This is a genomic window from Bradyrhizobium sp. CCBAU 25338 (assembly GCF_028128965.1).
In the GTDB taxonomy this organism is placed as follows: Bacteria; Pseudomonadota; Alphaproteobacteria; order Rhizobiales; family Xanthobacteraceae; genus Bradyrhizobium; species Bradyrhizobium liaoningense.
Genome location: NZ_LFKY01000037.1, coordinates 224,714 through 243,509, shown reverse-complemented (window position 1 = coordinate 243,509; position 18,796 = coordinate 224,714). Strand labels below are relative to the sequence as shown.

The following is an 18,796-nucleotide window of genomic DNA, read 5'->3' as shown; positions in this document are numbered from 1 at the left end:
CAAAATCAACGGCAAAAACAGACGACGGCATTTGCGCCGTGCCGACGAGGGAGAAGAAAATGCCTCTGCTGCAGGTCCTGCGTCCGACATTGCCGATCCTGATCGGCGCATCGATCATGCTGACGCTGAGCATGGGGCTGCGGCAGAGCCTCGGGATCTTCATGCAGCCGCTGACGCATGACATCCACATTTCGATCTCGGATTTCACGCTGGCGCTGGCCGTACAGAACCTCGCCTGGGGCTTTCTCCAGCCACCCGCCGGCGCGCTCACGGTGCGCTACGGCTTCCGCCCGATCATGATTGCGGGCGCGCTGATGTACATTGCAGGGCTCGCGCTGATGGCAACCGCGAACGGGCTCGTCAGCATCATGGTCGGAGCGGGCGTGCTGATCGGCACGTCGCTGGCCTGCACTGCCGCGGCGATCGCGATGTCGGTGGCGGCGCGCGCGGTGCCGGAAACGGTGCGTTCCACCGTGCTCGGCATCGTCTCCGGCGCGGGCTCGCTCGGCGCGCTCCTGTCGGCGCCGATCGGGCAGATGCTCAACGAGGGTTTCGGCTGGCGCATCGGGCTTGCCGGCTTCGTGATCATGTCGGTGCTGATGATCCCCGCCGCCTGGTATGCCGGCCGTGTCGACAGGATCCCGCTGCCGAAGCCGGCGGCCGACGATATCGGAGATGCCACGGCCGCGACGGCGGCGAGGACAGCATTCGGCAATGCGTCCTTCGTGGTGATGACCTGCGCCTATCTCGTCTGCGGCATGCAGCTGGTGTTCCTCACCACGCACTTGCCGTCGTATCTGGCGATCTGCGGCCTCGATCCGATGCTGAGCGCGCAGACGCTCGGCATGATCGGCGGCTTCAACGTGCTGGGCTCGCTGTTCTTCGGCTGGGCCGGCCAGCGCTGGAACAAGCTGGCACTGCTCGGCGGCATCTACATCCTGCGCTCGCTGGCGCTCGCCTGGTACTTCACGCTGCCGGCGACGCCATTCTCGACGCTGCTGTTCGGCGCGATCATGGGCTTTTTGTGGATGGGCGTCGGCCCGCTGGTCGCGGGCGCGGTCGCCGAGATGTTCGGCCTGCGCTGGCAGGCGATGATCCAGGGCCTCGCCTTCATGAGCCACCAGATCGGCAGCTTCCTCGGCGCCTATGGGGGAGGGGTGCTCTACGACGCGCTCGGCTCCTACACCATGGCCTGGCGCATCGGCGTCGCGCTCGGCCTCGCCGGCGGCATCGTGCAGGTCGCGTTCGCGCTGATCCGCCCGTCGCAGCCGCCGGCGCCCGTGTTGCGGACGGCGTAGCAGGGGCGACTGGTCGCTTTCGTCAGCTTGGGAGCTTACCGCGGACGCCGCGCTGTTTAGTCGTCATGGGCCGATTGTGACCCAGCGCAGACTACCACTCCGTTCAAGCCGGGCAGAGGTCGCTCGCCGCCTCCGATCATTGCCAACTTTCGTAGACAAGCAGGACCCGAGATGGACATGGGCGGGTGAAGAGGGAGAGCCCGGCGGATCGGCGACGGCTCCTCACAAGCCTTGTGAGCCCACTGCGGTTAGGGTCGCATCATTGTCGGCAAGGATAAGCGAATCTGCTGTGAGAAATCGGCTGCGCCATCGGCCGCCTGTGCGGCTTCGTTGATCAAGGACCCGCGCCTCAGTTCATCAAACGGCAGCGTCGCCTCTATCCGGCCGGAGTGGTAGAGATAGCTATCGATCAGTCCATTGAACAGATGTCGAATGTCGAAGCGCCCCCGTCGGCCCGCCGCATTTGCATAGCGCACGATGTTGATCGTGCAGCTGTTGGTCAACAGATGGTAGAACTCCGGCTGATCGGCGAGTTCGTTGATGCGCGTCAAATAGATCGTTAGCAGCCGGCGCGCGTCGTCAGCCGATGTATTGAGGCGATACAGGTACACCGGCTCGTGGCGATGGTTGGTGCGCACGCCCACAACATCACGCTCTTCACCCACCACGTAGATGAGCTCGAATTGCTTGAACAATGAGGCGACGGGCGCAAAGCCTTCGCCGACCTCAGGACGCGTCTCGATGGAGATGGCCAGTGGTGGCGCGTTGTCGAAGACAAAACTCACAAACGTGTGTCCGACTGGCCCCTCGGTGAAATAGGAAACGTAGAAATCGAGGGCTATCAAGTGCGACAGCGACACCTCGCGCTCCTCGTAGCGGACCGTGAGGTCGCTTCGACTTCGGTAGTCGAAGTTACGGACACCGGTCAGGCGCACGCGGTCGCCGTCGATGGCCGCCCGCGGCATCACCGCGACTTCCGGTCGCCAATGGCGATCGTGTGATGGAGGGATTGAGATCCACCATGCGACGACACCGAAAAACATGACGAGGAAGAGAACGGACGTGCGCCGTTGGCGCGAACGCCAGAGCGCCCAAATCGCAAAGCCCGCAAACGCTCCGGCCGAAATCGTACGCAGCCCACCCCAAGGCAAGTTCGAGTAGTAGATGGCCAGTACGGCCCATGTGACGAGCATGATCCGAATGAGAGAGCCAATTGGCTTTCCCGGCCATCTGACCAACATTGATACGAATTTACGCACTGAAATCACCTGGCTGCTCCTGCCGCAAAGCTCCGGCAATGCCTTTCTACAGCTCCGTTGTGTCAGATCACCTGTCGTTTCATTGTGAATAGTTGCACGCTACAGTAGCTCTTCGCGAACGAGAAGCGATGGCCTCGTTTTTTACAGTGCGTTCAAAGGGCTGCGCGACCTCACCTTCGTAGTGGGCTTGTTGCTGCCGATATCCGGATTTGTCCGCCTCTTTCTGGGCCTCACTGGAAGGATGCGGGCTGGGTGATGCTGCGGCGCATTCGGAATTCTCGCTGGCCTCGTTATTCTCACGGGGTTCCCGATGACAGGCCTTTGGGTGCTCGGATTTGTGCTCGTCGTCGACCTGATCTCTCACGGCATAGCCTGGCTGACCTATGCATGGCCGCCGGCGACGAGAACGGCATAGTGGAAACGAGTCGATAAAAGGGAGTGCGCTGATGGCGATCGCAGCTGAAAGACCAATCCTCCTGATCAAGAAACTCGCGGGTATCCTTCTCCTGCTTTTCGGCTTGCTATTCACGGCGCTCGGCTTGAGCAGCGAGTCCAGCGGAGTCACCGCGATCGGTGTTGCCTTCCTGGTTGCCGGCGCGATCTTCCTGGTTCTCAAGATCATGAGGCGCAACCAGGGCGATCCGCTCTGACCGAGGCCGCGAGATCGGCCTGTCGCTGCAAGAGCCACGCACGGCATCGCAATCGCGAAGGTCTGGCCGCTTCAACCGAACGCAGCCGATACGCAACGAGGGGGACCGTGCGCGATGATGTCAGGAACTCTCTTGAACAAATTGTACAGTGCGCGGCGGATCCGACCGTCGATGAGCGGAACATGCCGTTCGCTGTCGATCGCGGTGGTGCTCTCGACCTGGCTCGGTGGAGCGAGCCTGGCGCAGCAAGCGCTTCAGGCAGATGGCGCGGCCACGCTCTTTCAGAACGTCCGCATCTTTGATGGGAAGAGCGCCACGCTGTCTGCCTCCTCCAACGTCTTGGTGCGCGGCAACAAGATAGAATCAATCTCGCTACAGCCGATAGCGGTGGATATCCCGGCGGACATTCGCATTGTCGAAGGCGGCGGACGCACACTGATGCCCGGCCTCATCGACAACCATTGGCATGCGATGTTGATCCGGGTCACGCCGGCACAGTCGTTCGGCGACGTCGGCTACGTCAATCTTGTCGCTGGCGACGAGGCCACGCACACTCTCATGCGCGGCTTTACCAGCGTTCGAGATGTGGGCGGGCCGGTGTTCGGGCTCAAGAGCGCCATCGACGAAGGTATCATCAAGGGTCCGCGCATCTATCCGTCCGGCGCGGTCATTACTGTCACGAGTGGGCACGGGGATTTCCGCCAGCTTACCGACCTGCCGCGGACGATCGGCGGCATGCTCACCCGCATGGAACAGACCGGTGGGGCAATGATTGCGGACAGCCCCGACGAGGTCCGCGTCCGTGTCCGCGAGCAGCTCATGCAAGGCGCTTCCCAGGTCAAGTTGACGGCTGGCGGCGGAGTGTCGTCGCCTTTCAGTCCGATCGACGTGACCACGTTCACCGAACCCGAAATACGCGCCGCCGTTGAAGCGGCTGAGAATTGGGGCACGTACGTCGCTGCGCATGCCTTTACGTCTGCTGCGATTCGGGGAGCCATTGCGGCTGGGGTGAAGTGTATCGAACACGGCTTCCTGATGGACGACGCAACAGCGAAACTGATGGCAGAGAAGGGTGTCTGGTTGAGCATACAGCCTCTCCCCGAGGACTTGAGGCTGGGCTTTCCCGTAGGCTCCATCCAGCGAGCCAAGGCGGATGAGGTCTGGCCCGGCATAGCCAGATCCTACGAGTTGGCGAGGAAGTACAAGATCAAGACGGCGTGGGGCACCGACGTCCTGTTCTCCGCAGCGCTCGCGCGTCAACAGGGGGCCATCCTGGCCTCACTCGCTCGCTGGTACACGCCTGCCGAAGCGCTGACCATGGCGACATCGACGAACGCCGAACTGCTGGCGCTATCGGGCAAGCGGAATCCTTATCCCGGCAAACTCGGCGTCGTGGAACAGGGCGCACTCGCGGATTTGCTGCTCGTCGACGGAAATCCCCTGGACAATATCGGCCTTCTTGCCGACCCCGCCAACAATTTCAAGATCATCATGAAAGATGGAATTATCTACAAAGATACGCTTGCGCGTTAGCAGCAACGTCATCGCCCTGTTCGATGGACGAGGTCGCGCTCGATCCCAAAGCGCGAAGTACCAACCCGTGCCGGGTAATTCCGCTTGTGCCCGACGGCGAAGAGGTTCGGGAAGCCGCATAGGGCTGCTGTAGCAGGTAGAGCGGACGCTGATCGCTCTGCCGTCAATGGGCGCATCCGACCCAGATGTATGGTCCGGCCGTGCGGTGCAAGAAGATTTCGACGATCCGGTAGATGGGCAACATGGTACTGGCTCCTGTAGTAACTACAGGACGTAGAGTGGCGAGCCAAATAACAAGGATGCTCGATACCAAGGATGCCTCGATATGGAGACGGCAGAACTAGTTGAGCCAGTGCGTTATCGCGTCACGGGCATGGATTGTTCGTCGTGTGCCGCGAAAATCGAAACGGCGGCGCGTGCAATCTCGGGCGTGCTGGAAGCAAGAGTTTCAATTGCTTCGCAGGAAATGACGCTCCACATTGATGAAAAGGCGGCTCCGCTGCCCGAGCTTGAGCGAACGGTCGCTGGGCTGGGCTATATGCTCGCGCGTCTAGACGCGAACGATGCCGACGACAAGATTATGGACCTCTCCCATGTCACGCCCGCTTACAAGCGTGCCCTATGGATTGTGGTTCTGCTCAATGCCGGTTATGGCGTCATCGAAATCATCGGCGGGTTTATCGCTGGCTCTCAGGCGCTCAAGGCGGACGCGCTAGACTTTCTTGGCGACGGAATGATCTCTTTCCTAGGGCTGATTGCTGTGGGGTGGGGGCTGGCCGCACGGGCCAAGGCGGCAATGTTGCAAGGAATTTTTCTGGGCGTTCTGGGCATAAGTGTGCTCGTCGCAACCGTCTATCGCGTGTTGGTCGTTCAGCAGCCGGAAGCGCAACTGATGGGCGTGCTCGGCCTGATCGCTCTTGCCGTGAATATAGCTGCGGCTGTTGTTCTCCTTCCACACCGACATGGCGATGCCAATGTGCGCGCAGTGTGGCTGTTCAGCCGGAACGACGCTATCGGGAATGTGGCTGTCGTCATCGCGGCCTTACTCGTCGCTTGGACGCGAACGCCGTGGGCGGACCTGGTGGTAGCGGTCATCATCGCTGGCCTGTTCCTGCAATCGGCGTTTTCCATCATCAAGGACGCACGCAGTGACTTGAACGTGGCCACGCGCGCGCGTGGCCACGTGTGAGCGGTTGTGAGCGAGCGGACGACGTCGGGTTGTGGCCCGAAGGCGAAGAGGTTCGGGAAGCCGCATAGGGCTGCTGTAGCAGTAGAGCGGACGTTGATCGCTCTACCTCAGTGGGTGCATCTGACCCAGAGCGAACGTCCAGGGCTTCGGTTGAGGTCGTGACCCGGACCGGCCGATCACGTTTGTCGGGATACGAGCCACAGAAACCTGCTCATTAGTGCGGCAGGGAACGGCGCCCCAGTCTAGCCACCCAGGTCTTCCCGAGAAGGGTTCAGCGGGACGAGGCCAACCCATCGAAGCCATGTTGCAGTCTGCCCTGCTGGAGTTGTCGGACGTCAAGTCGTCTCGTCGCAAAACCGCTAGCACGCCCCTCGCCACAGGGACTAAGACATGGAATGGGCGGGCCATACGACGCATTGGACACTTGAGACCGGAGTTAAGGTGTGGCTGAGGACCAATTCCGTGTCGCACGACTATCCACCGGCAGGAACCGACCTGCCGATCATACTCGGTGATGCAACTATCATCAGCACCTGGGTGGTGAGCTCGTCGCCGAGCAAACTTGTCCTCGAGCTAGACGACGGTCATCTCCGACGTCTGACGCCGGGCGCTTCAGGCTTATCGCCTCGCGGATTTCCTGGCTCAGAGTGGATCGTGCAGCGGCGCGTGTAGCTAAGCGGCAGGCCGCTTGTCACGCGTCGAACGAAACGATTTGTACCGATCAATCTGGTTTGCGAGGCGGACCCAGCTTTGCGACAGAGACTTGAGGAGTCTTGCTTCAGTCTCGTCCCGCGCTGATTGCATCAAGCTGAGGCATTCAGTGGACTGGGCACGACAATGTTTCACGGTTTCCATGAATGCTACCCCACCCCAATCGCCAAACCTGTTAGCTAGCTTGACATACTTCCGAGCGAAAATCTGTGGGCTCGCTCACCTTCTTTATAGGGCCTGGTTCCGCCGCCATAGATGCGCTTAGCGTCGTTGCGCGGGCCGCTCGCACACAGGCTGGCGTTGATGTCCATCGTTGCCTGTTAGGCTCGAAGAGCCGGGGACCCATGTCTTCGCGGTGTGCCGTGTTGCTTTCTGGATTCCGGCTCTGCGCAGCAGCGTTGTACGCTGCAGCCGTCCGGGACATGCAGCGGAGAAAATGAAAACGGGGCCCGTGAGGGCCCCGTCAAAGTCTTCAACGTCCCGCGATCTTACTTGATCTTGGCTTCGCGGAATTCGACGTGCTTACGCGCGACCGGATCGTACTTCTTCTTGACCAGCTTGTCGGTCATGGTGCGCGAGTTCTTCTTGGCGACATAGTAGAAGCCGGTGTCGGCCGAGGACACGAGCTTGACCTTGATGGTGACCGCTTTGGCCATGTTCTGAACCTCAGAATATCGGGGAATCTGGAGCCGGCCAAACGGCCCGCGTTGGCCGGCAACCTAGCCAGAAACCGCCTGATGTCAAGGTTTCGAAGCGTTTTCGAGCGAAGTGAGCACCGGTTCGCGTCAAGAAAACGCGTCAAAAACAACAACCTAGAGCCCCGAAGGGAGCTCTAGGGCCGGAAAACCACTCAAAACGGGCCGATCAGGCCTCGAAGAACCGGTTTTTCGGCCGTGGCAGCCCCAGATTCTCCCTCAAAGTGGCACCCTCATACTCTTTGCGGAAAATCCCGCGCTTCTGAAGCTCCGGGACCACCTTGTCGACGAAATCGTCGAGGCCGGCGGGCAGGAACGGGAACATGATGTTGAACCCGTCGGAGCCGCGCCCGACCAGCCATTCCTCCATCTGGTCAGCGATGGTTTTGGCGGTGCCGACGAACGACAGGCCGCCATAGCCGCCGACGCGCTGGGCGAGCTGGCGCACGGTGAGCTTTTCGCGGGCGGCGAGATCGACCATGCGCTGGCGACCGCTCTTGCTGGCGTTGGTCTCGGGGATCTCGGGAAGGGGGCCATCGGGATCGAAGCCGGAGGCATCCGTGCCGAGGATGACGGAGAGCGAGGCGATGGCGCTGTCGTAGTGCACGCGGCTGTCGAGCAAAGCGCGCTTCTCCCTGGCCTCATCGACGCTGTCGCCGACCACGACGAAGGCGCCGGGCAGGATCTTCAGGTGCTCGGGATCGCGGCCGACCTTCTCCATGCGGCCCTTGATGTCGGCGTAGAGCTTCTGGCCGTCGGCGAGACTGCCGCCGCCGGTGAACACGGCTTCCGCGGTCTCAGCCGCGAGCTGCCTGCCGTCCTCGGAGGCGCCGGCCTGCACGATCACCGGCCAGCCCTGCACCGGACGGGCGATGTTGAGCGGCCCGCGCACCTTCAGATATTTGCCCTTGTGGTCGAGCGTGTGCATCTTCGCGGGATCGAAGAACAGGCCGCTTTCGACATCGCGAACGAAGGCATCGTCGGCGAAGGAATCCCACAGGCCGGTGACGACGTCGTAGAACTCGCGGGCGCGCTTGTAGCGCTCGGCGTGCTCCATGTGATCGTCGAGGCCGAAATTCAGCGCCGCGTCCGGGTTCGAGGTGGTGACGATATTCCACCCCGCACGCCCGCCGCTGAGATGGTCGAGCGAGGCGAAGCGGCGGGCGACGTGATAGGGCTCGTCGAAGGTGGTCGAGCCTGTCGCGATCAGGCCGATGCGCTCGGTGACGGCCGAGAGCGCCGACAGCAGCGTGAACGGTTCGAACGAGGTCACGGTGTGGCTGCGCTTGAGCGCGTTGATGGGCATGTTCAGCACGGCGAGGTGATCGGCCATGAAGAAGGCGTCGAACTTGCCGGCCTCGAGCTTTTGGATCAGCGTCTTGATGTGGCCGAAGTTGAAATTGGCGTCGGGCCAGGCCCCGGGATAGCGCCAGGCGGCGGTGTGGATGCTGATCGGGCGCATGAACGCGCCAAGCTTGAGTTGCCGTTGTGCCATCGCCCGGTGTCCGTTCTTGGTGTCGCTCGGGAAGACATAGGGACGCGACGAAACTCCGCCATTGGGGGCGGCGGGAAGATTATTTTGTTTTTTGCAGATCTCTCAGCACGTCATTCCGGGGCGCGCCACTTGGCGCGAACCCGGAATCCATCTCCCCGCAGTCTCGGCGGCCCAATGGATTCCGGGTTCGCCGCTGACGCGGCGCCCCGGAATGACGGACGAGGGCGTGGCGGCCCTGAGCCTAGCTCAAAATATCCTTCTGCATCTTGCCGCCGTAGAAATGGAAGAACGGCACCGGCGCATCGTGGCGGAGCGGGCCGGTGGCAAGGCGGGTGTCGAGCTCGTTGAGCACGTTGCGCGTCATGGGATGCAGATCGGCGAGCGGTTTCGAGCCGAGCTCGACCCAGACCAGCTCGACCAGCTCCGCATCGGCATGGATCACCCCCTCGACGCGATGGGTGATCGCGGACGCGTCGGCCGTGAAGAAGCGCGTGTCGAACCGCTTGACGCGGCCGGGCGGGGTGATCGCGCGCGCGATCAGGAACAGGCCGGAGGGATCGGGCAGCAGGCCCGCATCCGCAAACGGCTTCCAGGGGCCGTCGAGCCTCGTCACCTTGCCCTCAGCCTTGCGGCCGAGGCACAGGCCGGTTTCCTCACAGGCTTCGCGGATCGCGGCAATGGCGAGCGATTTCGCGCGGGAGGCCGGCGTCTTCGGGCTGCCCTTGGCGAGATTGGTCTCCAACTCCGCGGTGATGGGCGCAGCGCACGGCACGCGATGGTCGGCCTTGTCGACGCGGCCGCCCGGGAAGACGAATTTTCCGGGCATGAACACCACCTTGTCGTGCCGCTTGCCGACCAGCACTTTCGGACTGGCGCCGCTGCGATCGATCAGGATCAGTGTCGCCGCATCCCGTGGGCGGAAATAGGGATGATGGTCGGCTTCCTTCTCCTCATGGACCTTGGTTTTCTCCGCTGCCTGCGCAATATCCGTCATGTCCTCACCCAAACCGCTTCTTGCTTATTTGCTTACACGGGCGGAATACCATCCGGAGGGTTCTCGTCAAACCCGTGCATGCGCAGAGCCCATTGCAAGCCGACCACAGCTCCCTTCACCGGCTGCAGCAGCGCGAGCGAGGCGACGAAGGTGAAGGGCAGATAGGCCGCGAAGCTGATCCAGACCGGCGTGGTGTAGTTGGTCTCGATCCACAAAACCGCCGGCACCACGATGTGGCCGACGATGACGATGACGAGATAGGCGGGCAGATCGTCGGCGCGGTGCGGCGTGAAGTCGAGGCCGCATGTCGCGCAATTGTCCGCCGTCTTCAGGAAGGCGCGGAACAGCTTTCCCTCGCCGCAGCGCGGGCAGCGGCCGCGAAAGCCGCGCTTCATCGCCGTCCAGAGATCGCGCTTCTCGACGAGGCCGCTCTCGCGCGTCCAGATCTTCGGGGCCGTGCTCATCGTCACCATGCCTTGCCCTTCTGTCCCTTGCCTTTTCCCTTGCTCTTCGTCTGGTTTTTCCCCTGACCCTTCTTCCCCTTGCCGGATTTCTGTGTCTCCGGCTTGCGTTTTTTCTCTGGGCTGCGTCCGGGATGGGCCTTTGACGATTTGCGTTGCGGGCGGAACGGCCTGCGCTCCCTTGGGGAGCTCTCGCTCTGCGACGACAGCAATTCGAAGCGCAGTGCGCCCGCGATCGGGGCTGCTTCTATCAGACGGACGTCGACGACGTCACCGAGCTGATAGATCGTGCCGCTGCGTGTGCCGACCAGCGCGTGACGGCTCTCGTCATAGTTGAAATATTCCGTGCCGAGGGATCGGATCGGGATCAGCCCGTCGGCGCCGGTCTCGCTCAGCTTGACGAACAGGCCGGCGCGCGTCACGCCGGAGACGCGGCCCTGGAAACTTGCGCCGATGCGATCGGCGAGGTGATGGGCGATCAGGCGGTCGACAGTCTCGCGCTCCGCCTTCATCGCGCGCCGTTCGGTCACAGAGATGTGGGCGGCGACTTCGCTCAAGGTCTCAGGCGTCTCGCTGTCGGGCAGGGCGCCTTCACCGAGGCCGAGCGCGCGGACCAGCGCGCGGTGCACGACGAGGTCGGCATAGCGGCGGATCGGCGAGGTGAAATGCGCATAGCGGCGCAGATTCAGGCCGAAATGGCCGTAATTCTCGGAGGAATATTCGGCCTGCGCCTGGGCGCGCAGCACGACTTCGCTCACCAGCGGATAGTAGTCATGGCCTTCGAGCTGGGCCAGCACGCGGTTGAACAGCGTCGGGCGCAACGCGCCTGATTTCGTGAAGGGGACGTCGAGCGTCTCCAGAAATTCCGCCAGAGCGTGGACCTTCTCCAGCGTCGGCTCGTCATGCACGCGGTAGATCAGCGGCAGCGATCTCTTCTCCAGCATCTCGGCTGCCGCGACGTTGGCGAGGATCATGAACTCCTCGATCAGCTTGTGCGCATCGAGCCGCTCAGGCACGACGACGCGATCGACCGTGCCGTCGCTCTTCAGCAGGATCTTGCGCTCGGGCAGATCGAGATTGAGCGGATCGCGCTCGTCGCGTGCGCGCTTGGCGCAGGCATAGGCGGCATAGAGCGGTTTCAGGATCGGCTCGAGCAGGGGGCCGGTGATATCGTCAGGCTTTCCGTCGATCGCGGCCTGGGCCTGCGCATAGCTCAGCTTGGCCGCCGAGCGCATCAGGATGCGGTGGAAGCTGTGCGAGCGCTTGCGGCCGTCGGGCCCGAGCACCATCCGCACCGCGAGCGCGCCCCGTGGCTCGCCCGGCACCAGCGAGCAGAGATTGTTGGAGATGCGCTCGGGTAGCATCGGCACGACGCGGTCGGGGAAGTAGACCGAGTTGCCGCGGTCGAGCGCGTCGCGATCGAGCGCAGTGCCCGGGCGGACGTAGAAGCTGACATCGGCAATGGCGACGTTGACGATGAAGCCGCCCTTGTTGTTGGGATCGTCGTCGGGCTGCGCGTGGACCGCGTCGTCGTGATCTTTTGCGTCCGGCGGATCGATCGTGACCAGCGGGACGTCGCGCCAGTCCTCGCGTCCCCTGAGATTGGCGGGCTCGGCCGCCTCCGCCTCGCGCTCGGCGGCGGCGGAGAATTGCAGCGGGATGTCGTGGGCGTAGATCGCGATCAGGCTGATCGCCTTCTCCGACTTGACCGAGCCGAGCTTCTCCTTCACGCGGCCGGAGGCGAGGCCGAAGCCGCGCGAGCGGACGATGTCGACGCTGACGAGATCGCCGTCCTGCGCGCCGTGCGTATCGGTCTTGGCGATATTCAGCTCGCGGTCGGCGAACTTCTTGTCGACGGGGACAAGCCGTCCGCCGCCTTCGGGAAGCTCGCGAAACACCCCGAGGATGCGGCTCTTGGCCTTGTCGATGACCTTGATGATGCGGCCGCGCCAGGCGGGGCCTTCGGTCTCGTCCGAGCGCTCGACGCGCAGCAGCGCGCGGTCGCCGACGCCGGCCGCGGTGCCGGGCTTCGGCCGGCGCGGCATCTCGATGAGGATCTTTGGCGGCTCGCCGCTCTCGACCTCGTCCCATTCGGCGGGAGAGGCGATCAATTCGCCGTCGGAGTCGCGGCCGGTGATGTCCGCGAGCAGCGTCGGCGGAAGCGTGTCCGGCTCCGAGACCTTGTGACGCTTCTTCTTGATGATGCCGTCGTCGGCGAGCTCGCGCAGCATGCGCTTGAGCTCGACGCGGTCGGCGTTCTTCAGGCCGAACTCGCGCGCAATCTCGCGGGTCCCGACATTTCCCTGATTTGCCTTGATGAAGGCGACGATGGCGCTCCTGTCGGGAAAGCCATGGTCTTTCTTGCGTTTCACTTAACCTCTAACTCTTGCCGGCACTCTTCTTGGCCGGAGTATTTGCAGGATTCTTGGTGGCGGCGGCCTTGGTCGGCGACGTCTTGGCGGTCGACGGCACGGCGGCGCGCGCCTTGCTGGTGGATTCGGACTTGGTTTTGGCCGCGGCTTTCTTCGCGGCCGGCTTCTTCGGTTTTGGCGCGCCGTCTTCGCCGTCCGCAGCGTTCTCTGCAGCTTTCTTGGCCGAAGTTTTCTTGGCCTTGGCCGGCTTCGCTGCTTTCTTCGCCGCCTTGGTGGTCTTCTTGCCGCCACCCTTGGCCGCGCGCTCGTCGATCAGCGCGATCGCTTGCGGCAGGGTGATCGTATCCTTCTCGAACTCGGCCGGGATCGTCGCATTGACGCCGCCGGCCGTGACATAGACGCCGTAACGCCCGCTCTTGACGGTGACGGTGCCGAGCGTTGGATGATCGCCGAGCGCCTTGCCGGGATCGGCGCCGAAGCGGCGGCTCGGGCCCTTGGCGACCTTTTCCGCGATCAACGTCACCGCGCGGTTGAGGCCGATGTCGAACACCTCGTCGCCGGCTTCCAGGCTGGCGTAGGTCTTGTCGTGCTTCACGAACGGGCCGAAGCGGCCGAGGCCGGCGGTGATCGGAAGACCGCTTTCCGGATGCTTGCCGATTTCACGCGGCAGCGACAGCAGCTTCAGCGCAAGCTCGAGGTCGACATCGCTGGGCGAGGTGCCCTTCGGGATGCCGGCGCGCTTGGGCTTCTCGCCTTCTTCATAATCCTTCTGCTCTCCGAGCTGGATATAGGGGCCGAAGCGGCCGGCCTTGACCCAGACATCGCGACCCGTATCAGGGTCCTGGCCGAGCGAACGATCGGCGGTCGCTTCGCTGTCGGCGGCGAGCTGACGGGTGTAGCGGCATTCCGGATAGTTCGAGCAGCCGACGAAGGCGCCGAACTTGCCGGCCTTCAGGTTCAGCCGGCCGGTGCCGCAGTTCGGGCACTGGCGGACGTCGCCGCCATCGGCGCGCGGCGGATAGATGTGCGGCCCCAGCATCTCGTCGAGCACGTCGAGCACCTGCGCGACGCGCAAATCCTTGATGTCGTCGACGGCGCCGATGAAGTCGCGCCAGAAATCCTTCAGCACCTGCTGCCAGGAGATCTCGTTGTTGGAGATGCGGTCGAGCTGCTCCTCCAGCGCGGCGGTGAAATCGTATTCGACATAGCGGCTGAAGAAACTCTCCAGGAACGCGATCACGACGCGGCCCTTGTCCTCGCCGTGCAGGCGCTTCTTCTCCAGCTTGACGTAGCCGCGGTCCTTCAGGACCTGGAGGATCGAGGCGTAGGTGGAGGGCCGGCCGATGCCGAGCTCTTCCATGCGCTTGACGAGGGAAGCTTCCGAGAAGCGCGGCGGCGGCTCGGTGAAGTGCTGGGTGACGGACAGGCTCTGCCGTTTCAGCGCGTCGCCCGAACTCATGGCGGGCAGACGGCGGGAATCCTCGTCCTCCTCGTCGTCGCGGCCTTCCTGGTAGAGCGCCAGAAAACCGTCGAACTTGACGACCTGGCCGGTGGCGCGCAGCTCCAGCGTGCGGGAGCCTGCCTTCGCCGCGATGTCGACCGTGGTGCGCTCGAGCTCGGCGGATTCCATCTGGCTCGCGATCGTGCGCTTCCAGATCAGCTCATAGAGTTTCGCCTGATCGGCATCGAGCTTGCGGCTCAGGCTGTCCGGCCGGCGCGACAGATCCGTCGGGCGGATCGCTTCGTGCGCTTCCTGGGCGTTCTTGGCCTTGGCCTGGTACTGGCGCGGGGCATCCGGCACATAGGCGTTGCCGTAATCCTCGCCGATCACTTTGCGGGCCTGGGTGATCGCGGACGGATCGATCTGCACGCCGTCGGTACGCATATAAGTAATGAGTCCGGTGGTCTCGCCGCCGATGTCGATGCCCTCATAGAGGCGCTGGGCGATGCGCATGGTGTGCGCCGGCGCAAAGCCGTATTTGCGGCTGGCTTCCTGCTGCAGCGTCGAGGTGGTGAAGGGCGCCTGCGGATTGCGCCGGGCCGGCTTGGCATCGACCGCGGTCACGGTGTAGCTGGCTGCCTCCAGCGCCTTCTTGAAGTCTTCGGCCTCCGCGCCGGTGCCGATGTCGAGGCGCTGGATCTTCTTGCCGTCGGCGCCGACGAGGCGGGCCTCGAACGCGTCGCCGCGCGGCGTCAGCAGGGTCGCGATCAGCGACCAGTATTCGCGCGGCACGAACTTCTCGATCTCGAGCTCGCGGTCGCAGACGAGGCGCAGCGCCACCGACTGCACGCGGCCGGCCGAGCGCGCGCCCGGCAGCTTGCGCCACAGCACGGGGGAGAGGGTGAAGCCGACCAGGTAGTCGAGCGCACGGCGCGCCATGTAGGCGTCGACCAGCGCGCCGTCGATCTGGCGCGGATGCTTCATCGCGTCGGAGACCGCCTGCTTGGTGATGGCGTTGAACACCACCCGCTCGATCTTCTGGTCCTTGAGCGCGCGCTTTTCCTTCAGCACCTCCAGCACGTGCCACGAGATGGCCTCGCCCTCGCGATCAGGGTCGGTGGCGAGAATCAGGCGGTCGGCGCCCTTCAGGGACCTGGCGATCTCGTTGAGCCGGCCGGCCGCCTTGGGATCGACCTCCCAGATCATCTTGAAATTGGCATCGGGATCGACGGAGCCGTTCTTCGCGGGCAGGTCGCGGACATGGCCGAACGAGGCCAGAACCTCATAGGACGAGCCCAGATATTTGTTGATCGTCTTGGCTTTCGCCGGCGACTCCACGATGACGATATTCATGTAGTTCCAGTAACTTACGGGAAAATCTTGGGCCGAAAACGAAAGGACTCGGGTCGGCCGTTTCGACCCGAACATGGGTGGTGCGGCCTCCGCTGTCAAATCGAGGGGTGTTGAAAGCCGCCTCGATGGGAAAAGTTTCATATCGAGAAAGTTGCAGAATACCACCTTGGAGTTGCGGTCGATGTGGGCGTAATGTTGCTGTTGGGACCATGGATTCGGGTGGGGTCTTGGTGACTAAGCCAAAGAAACGGAAGCGTGCCGCATCGGGCGCGCGGGGAGGCTCGCGTCACGAGGAACCAGGGGAGGGCGGCGCGGACGAGGCCGTGGCCTTCATCGCCGAGCAGACCGGAGCGTTGCGCAAGCTCGCCGAGCGCCACAAGCTCGACGTGCTGTATTATCTCCTGGGCATGACCAAGCTGGAGGCCGACGAGCATCTGCGGCTGCGGACCAAGCGCAAGCTGTCGTGACAAGGCTAGATGGATTGGCGTGAACTGTCGCGTTCGACCGACGACAAAGCCAATGTGAAGAACGCGTCCAATCTCTCGAGCCTTGCGGACAAGCTCCGCAACGATGTTCGTAGCCTCGTGATCATGGTGGCATTGATCGGAGGGTTGATCCTATGGTTCGCGACCGTCGGCTCGACCGATCGGGTGCTCTATCGTGGCGTCGATCAAGCCTGGTCCGAGCCCGGTCGCGTCCATCTCAAGACGGAGCCTTCCGGTCACTACACGATCGAGCGGAATGCAGACTTTGCCGCCATGAAGGCCGGCTGTGTTTACGATCTGAACTACGAGGTCGGGTTCGGCCGGCGCCAGCGCGCGGATCGGCTGAAAATGGTTCGCAGGGCTACCCTGGTCGGATGCTAGACAGGGTTCGCTCCACTTGCATTGACGGTATGGTGGCAGCTCGCCGTCGCAATCAGGCCGACCGCCGTCGCGCCGGCCGCGGCTTCAGCGTGGTGTCGGCGGGACTGAGCAGCCGCCCGTCCTCGGCGCGCATTTCCAGCCTCTTCACCGGGCGGCCTTTCGCACGATCGACCAGGATGGTCGCGATCTCCTCGGGGTGATCGTCGAACTCCTCGCTCCATTGCCGCAGCGCGACCAGGATCGGGAAGGTGCCGCGGCCCTTCGGCGTCAGCAGATATTCCTGATAGGCGCTGCCGTCGGAGGCGGGGGCGGTCTCGAGAATGCCGTGGTCGACCAGCGATCGCAGGCGGGCCGACAGGATGTTCTTGGCCATGCCGAGCCTGCTCTGGAATTCGCCGAAGCGGCGCACGCCGAACAGCGCCTCGCGGACGATCAGCAGCGACCACCAGTCGCCGAGCGCCTCCAGCGAGCGTGCGATCGGGCAGGAATCGCCCTCGAAGCTGGTTCGTTTCACCATCGCGGTCTGTCCTATCGCGTTCGCACGGCGCCGGCGCCGATCACGCGCTTGTGTGGTTGCATCATAAAACCATATGCCCTAGATGGCAACATAGTTTCATCATGCAACTACTGGAGGCGAGCGTGAGACTGAAAGATAAGACGGCATTGATTACGGGCGGCAACAGCGGCATCGGGCTTGCGACGGCAAAGCTGTTCGCGGCCGAAGGCGCCAAGGTGGTGATCACCGGGCGCAACAAGCAGACGCTGGAGGCTGCCGCGAAGGAGCTCGGGCCGAACGCGCTCGCACTCGCCGCCGATGCCACCGACATCGCCGCGACCGAAGCTGCCATCAAGCAGGGCGGGGAAAAGTTCGGCAAGTTCGATATCGTGTTTGCCAATGCCGGCATCGCCGGCGGCACGCCGCTGGGTTCGGCGACGCCCGAGGTCTTCGAGAAGGTCATCAGCACCAATCTGACCGGCGTGTTCTTCACCGTGCAGTCGGCGTTGCCCTATCTCAACGACAATGCCTCGATCATCCTCAACGGCTCGGTGATCTCCGTGCTCGGCATTCCCGGTTACTCCGCTTACGGTGCCGCGAAGGCCGGTGTGCGGGCGATGGCGCGGATCATGGCCTCGGAGCTGTCGCCGCGCGGAATCCGCGTCAATGTCGTGGCGCCCGGCGCGATCCGCACCCCGATCTGGGGGCCCGCGACCGCGACGCCCGAAGCCGAGAAGGCGTTCGAGAAGCGGATCGCGCTATCGACGCCGCTCGGCCGCATCGGTGAAACGGATCACGTTGCGAAGACGGTGCTGTTCCTCGCCTCCGATGATTCCGCGCATGTGCAGGGCCAGGAAATCTTCGTCGACGGCGGCGCGGTGGCCTCCCCGAGCGGCGCGCCGATCTATCGCGGCTGATCAAACCAAGCGCAAATCGAACTGGCCGGCGCGGTCCATGCAGTTGCGCCGGTCGGTTCCGACGTGCCGTGAGGTGCGTTGACCGAACCTTTGCGTGAGATATTGAACCTTCGCGCAAGCTGCGAAGACCCTCTTATGGGGCGGGGCAGACTCGTTATTTATATGGAGTCTAGCATGCCGAAAGCAGCCCGCTTTTTCTCGTCGCTTTCATCGCCGCGCATCTTCACCGAACGATCCGCCGTTCCGGCCAAGCGCTCCGACACATCCGAGCTGGTCGCCATCGCGTTGTTTTCCGGGATGGGCCTGTTCGTCTCGCTCGTTGCCGTGATCCTGGGCATCTAGGGCGTCTGGTTCCAGCTTTGCAGATCGTGCAGCCGTCAGCCGCCGCGCATTTCGGCGGCGGCCGATCTCGGCGCGGCGTCAGGCCGCCCGCAGGCTGGTGGCCGCTTGAAGCGCGTCCGCGAGCGCTTTCTCGCGGTGATCCGGTCCGACCTGGATGCCGTCGGCGATGATGAATTCGGCATCACTGATGCCCATGAAGCCGAACACGCCGCGCAGATAGCTTTCGAGATGCTCCAGCGCTGCGGCGGGCGAGCCCGCGCCGTAATAGCCGCCGCGCGAGATCGCGACGATCACCCGCTTGCCGCCAGCCAGCCCCTCCGGCCCGGCCGCGCCATATTTAAAAGTCTTCCCCACCACCACGATGCGGTCGATCCAGGCCTTGAGCTGGCTCGGAATGGTGAAGTTGTACATGGGGGCACCGACGACGACGACGTCGGCGCCCATGAACTCGTCCAGCACGGCCGCGCTTGCGGCAAGATCGGGCGCGAGTTCCGCCGGCGCGGGGGCGCCTTGCGCGGCCGCGAGATGCGAGCCGGAGAGATGGGCAAGCGGGGTCTGGGTCAGGTCGCGATAGGTTACGTCGAGACCGGGCGTCGTCTGCCGGAGCCGGTCGACGATGGCGGCGGAGACCTGCCGGCTGACGGAGTGGGGGCCGAGGACACTGGAGTCGATGTGGAGCAGTTTCATTTGAGGTCACCCTGGTATAGGTTTGTAACCAGAGCTA

At 63.5% G+C, this 18,796-nt stretch carries 17 protein-coding genes; 8 read left to right on the top strand and 9 right to left on the bottom strand.

Features of this window, described 5'->3' with window-relative positions; all coding sequences use genetic code 11:
* Positions 1–59: 59 nt before the first annotated feature.
* Entirely contained in the window at positions 60–1,298 is a 1,239-nt protein-coding gene (locus tag ACM42_RS19530) for an MFS transporter (protein WP_271529456.1), read from the top strand.
* Positions 1,299–1,546: 248 nt separating this feature from the next.
* Here the strand turns inward: ACM42_RS19530 and ACM42_RS19525 are convergent, their stop codons facing one another.
* Positions 1,547–2,557, bottom strand: a complete 1,011-nt coding sequence (locus ACM42_RS19525; protein ID WP_271529455.1) for an Lnb N-terminal periplasmic domain-containing protein — start codon at positions 2,555–2,557, stop codon at positions 1,547–1,549.
* Between the two features lie 446 nt (positions 2,558–3,003).
* Between ACM42_RS19525 and ACM42_RS19520 the strand changes: the two genes are divergently transcribed.
* From ACM42_RS19520 to ACM42_RS19510, 3 genes are all read left to right on the top strand, one after another.
* Positions 3,004–3,207: a hypothetical protein gene (locus ACM42_RS19520; RefSeq protein ID WP_028181690.1), complete on the top strand. Its 204-nt coding sequence runs from the start codon at positions 3,004–3,006 to the stop codon at positions 3,205–3,207.
* A gap of 171 nt (positions 3,208–3,378) precedes the next feature.
* Entirely contained in the window at positions 3,379–4,740 is a 1,362-nt protein-coding gene (locus tag ACM42_RS19515) for a metal-dependent hydrolase family protein (RefSeq protein WP_271529575.1), read from the top strand.
* Positions 4,741–5,065: 325 nt separating this feature from the next.
* Positions 5,066–5,929, top strand: coding sequence for a cation diffusion facilitator family transporter (locus ACM42_RS19510; RefSeq protein ID WP_271529454.1), 864 nt, complete (start codon positions 5,066–5,068; stop codon positions 5,927–5,929).
* A gap of 1,199 nt (positions 5,930–7,128) precedes the next feature.
* On the opposite strand, the gene rpmG is transcribed toward ACM42_RS19510, so the two are convergent.
* The 6 genes from rpmG to topA all read right to left on the bottom strand — a co-directional run bounded on the left by rpmG (position 7,129) and on the right by topA (position 15,451).
* Entirely contained in the window at positions 7,129–7,296 is a 168-nt protein-coding gene (rpmG, locus tag ACM42_RS19505) for a 50S ribosomal protein L33 (protein WP_007603295.1), read from the bottom strand.
* Positions 7,297–7,504: 208 nt separating this feature from the next.
* Entirely contained in the window at positions 7,505–8,830 is a 1,326-nt protein-coding gene (locus ACM42_RS19500) for an LLM class flavin-dependent oxidoreductase (protein WP_271529453.1), read from the bottom strand.
* A gap of 241 nt (positions 8,831–9,071) precedes the next feature.
* Positions 9,072–9,824 (bottom strand): NUDIX hydrolase, encoded by a 753-nt coding sequence (locus tag ACM42_RS19495; protein ID WP_271529452.1) that lies wholly within the window; start codon positions 9,822–9,824, stop codon positions 9,072–9,074.
* 32 nt (positions 9,825–9,856) lie between these two features.
* Complete coding sequence (locus ACM42_RS19490; protein ID WP_271529451.1) at positions 9,857–10,297, bottom strand: DUF983 domain-containing protein; 441 nt, start codon at positions 10,295–10,297, stop codon at positions 9,857–9,859.
* On the bottom strand, positions 10,291–12,657 hold the full coding sequence (gene rnr / locus ACM42_RS19485; protein WP_271529450.1) for a ribonuclease R: 2,367 nt from the start codon (positions 12,655–12,657) through the stop codon (positions 10,291–10,293). Before rnr ends, ACM42_RS19490 begins: the two co-directional genes overlap by 7 nt.
* Before the next feature lie 7 nt (positions 12,658–12,664).
* Positions 12,665–15,451 (bottom strand): type I DNA topoisomerase, encoded by a 2,787-nt coding sequence (gene topA / locus ACM42_RS19480; protein WP_271529449.1) that lies wholly within the window; start codon positions 15,449–15,451, stop codon positions 12,665–12,667.
* A 230-nt stretch (positions 15,452–15,681) separates the two neighbouring features.
* Here topA and ACM42_RS19475 point away from each other — a divergent pair, with 230 nt between their 5' ends.
* Both ACM42_RS19475 and ACM42_RS19470 read left to right on the top strand, forming a co-directional pair.
* A complete protein-coding gene (locus tag ACM42_RS19475) occupies positions 15,682–15,918 on the top strand; it encodes a hypothetical protein (RefSeq protein WP_271529448.1) in 237 nt (78 codons plus the stop codon).
* A gap of 9 nt (positions 15,919–15,927) precedes the next feature.
* On the top strand, positions 15,928–16,317 hold the full coding sequence (locus ACM42_RS19470; protein WP_271529447.1) for a hypothetical protein: 390 nt from the start codon (positions 15,928–15,930) through the stop codon (positions 16,315–16,317).
* Positions 16,318–16,369: 52 nt separating this feature from the next.
* Here the strand turns inward: ACM42_RS19470 and ACM42_RS19465 are convergent, their stop codons facing one another.
* Positions 16,370–16,834 carry a winged helix-turn-helix transcriptional regulator gene (locus ACM42_RS19465; RefSeq protein ID WP_271529446.1) on the bottom strand — a complete coding sequence of 155 codons (465 nt, stop codon included), beginning with the start codon at positions 16,832–16,834 and terminating at the stop codon, positions 16,370–16,372.
* Positions 16,835–16,956: 122 nt separating this feature from the next.
* On the opposite strand from ACM42_RS19465, the gene ACM42_RS19460 reads away from it, so the two are divergent.
* Together ACM42_RS19460 and ACM42_RS19455 are read left to right on the top strand one after the other, a co-directional pair.
* On the top strand, positions 16,957–17,730 hold the full coding sequence (locus ACM42_RS19460) for an SDR family oxidoreductase (protein WP_239624003.1): 774 nt from the start codon (positions 16,957–16,959) through the stop codon (positions 17,728–17,730).
* A gap of 174 nt (positions 17,731–17,904) precedes the next feature.
* On the top strand, positions 17,905–18,072 hold the full coding sequence (locus ACM42_RS19455) for a hypothetical protein (protein WP_271529445.1): 168 nt from the start codon (positions 17,905–17,907) through the stop codon (positions 18,070–18,072).
* 78 nt (positions 18,073–18,150) lie between these two features.
* Here ACM42_RS19455 and ACM42_RS19450 read toward each other — a convergent pair whose 3' ends face one another.
* Entirely contained in the window at positions 18,151–18,759 is a 609-nt protein-coding gene (locus tag ACM42_RS19450; RefSeq protein WP_271529444.1) for an FMN-dependent NADH-azoreductase, read from the bottom strand.
* Positions 18,760–18,796: the final 37 nt, after the last annotated feature.

Coding starts and splice junctions, on each gene's coding strand:
- ACM42_RS19530 (WP_271529456.1), top strand. CDS start 60: ATGCCTCTGCTGCAGGTCCTGCGTCCGACATTGCCGATCCTGATCGGC.
- ACM42_RS19520 (WP_028181690.1), top strand. CDS start 3,004: ATGGCGATCGCAGCTGAAAGACCAATCCTCCTGATCAAGAAACTCGCG.
- ACM42_RS19515 (WP_271529575.1), top strand. CDS start 3,379: ATGAGCGGAACATGCCGTTCGCTGTCGATCGCGGTGGTGCTCTCGACC.
- ACM42_RS19510 (WP_271529454.1), top strand. CDS start 5,066: ATGGAGACGGCAGAACTAGTTGAGCCAGTGCGTTATCGCGTCACGGGC.
- rpmG (WP_007603295.1), bottom strand. CDS start 7,296: ATGGCCAAAGCGGTCACCATCAAGGTCAAGCTCGTGTCCTCGGCCGAC.
- ACM42_RS19500 (WP_271529453.1), bottom strand. CDS start 8,830: ATGGCACAACGGCAACTCAAGCTTGGCGCGTTCATGCGCCCGATCAGC.
- ACM42_RS19495 (WP_271529452.1), bottom strand. CDS start 9,824: ATGACGGATATTGCGCAGGCAGCGGAGAAAACCAAGGTCCATGAGGAG.
- ACM42_RS19490 (WP_271529451.1), bottom strand. CDS start 10,297: ATGGTGACGATGAGCACGGCCCCGAAGATCTGGACGCGCGAGAGCGGC.
- topA (WP_271529449.1), bottom strand. CDS start 15,451: ATGAATATCGTCATCGTGGAGTCGCCGGCGAAAGCCAAGACGATCAAC.
- ACM42_RS19470 (WP_271529447.1), top strand. CDS start 15,928: ATGGATTGGCGTGAACTGTCGCGTTCGACCGACGACAAAGCCAATGTG.
- ACM42_RS19465 (WP_271529446.1), bottom strand. CDS start 16,834: ATGGTGAAACGAACCAGCTTCGAGGGCGATTCCTGCCCGATCGCACGC.
- ACM42_RS19455 (WP_271529445.1), top strand. CDS start 17,905: ATGCCGAAAGCAGCCCGCTTTTTCTCGTCGCTTTCATCGCCGCGCATC.
- ACM42_RS19450 (WP_271529444.1), bottom strand. CDS start 18,759: ATGAAACTGCTCCACATCGACTCCAGTGTCCTCGGCCCCCACTCCGTC.